Source organism: Sphingobacterium lumbrici (genome assembly GCF_006476045.1).
GTDB classification, from domain to species: Bacteria; Bacteroidota; Bacteroidia; order Sphingobacteriales; family Sphingobacteriaceae; genus Sphingobacterium; species Sphingobacterium lumbrici.
In genome coordinates this window covers 1-709 of record NZ_SRZY01000026.1, presented here as the reverse complement: position 1 = coordinate 709, position 709 = coordinate 1, and the positions used below count along the sequence as shown (strand labels likewise).

The 709-nt window shown below is 41.5% G+C and carries 2 tRNA genes and 1 rRNA gene; all 3 read right to left on the bottom strand.

The features are described from left to right. Positions 1 to 299 precede the first annotated feature (299 nt). Positions 300 to 373 (bottom strand) — tRNA-Ala (locus E4F24_RS07755). Positions 374 to 443: 70 nt separating this feature from the next. After that, positions 444 to 520: transfer RNA gene (locus tag E4F24_RS07750), tRNA-Ile, on the bottom strand. A 119-nt stretch (positions 521 to 639) separates the two neighbouring features. Next, a 16S ribosomal RNA gene (locus E4F24_RS07745) occupies positions 640 to 709 on the bottom strand; the annotation flags it as partial.

The following is a 709-nucleotide window of genomic DNA, read 5'->3' as shown; positions in this document are numbered from 1 at the left end:
AGCCTAGGCATCCCCCGTGTGCCCTTATTTACTTTCTTCTCAGACATAGCCCTTTTGCTACTATGCTGATGCTTTGATATATATACTCGTAATACTACCTCTATAACAGTTCGGCCTTGACCGAGGGTCCGTTATAAAAATCAAACGCATTACAGTATTGTCTCTACTGTTGTCTTCTCTTGTGTTTTCTTTCTTTCAATATGTCAAAGAACTCTTTTTCCGGTAATCACTTAATAATAAACAAATGATTTATGTCGCCATATATTCATCTATATACTAAATAATTCATACCAAAAACGTGGAGAATATCGGAGTCGAACCGATGACCCCCTGCGTGCAAGGCAGGTGCTCTAGCCAGCTGAGCTAATTCCCCTTTTTAGATGTTAGATCTTTGATGTCAGATACAGATGTAACATCTCATATCTTTCCTCTCAAATCTACCTTGGTAGTCCCGAGCAGATTTGAACTGCTGACCCCTACATTATCAGTGTAGTGCTCTAACCAACTGAGCTACGGGACTAGCTTATCTCTCTTCTCGGTAACCTTTCCCTAACGGGGTGGGCACTTTCTTCTGTGTCTTTATCTTTACTAAGTAATAACCATGTAATAACGTAACGAGTACCGGTATCGGTTCTCTAGAAAGGAGGTATTCCAGCCGCACCTTCCGGTACGGCTACCTTGTTACGACTTAGCCCCAATTATCGGTTTT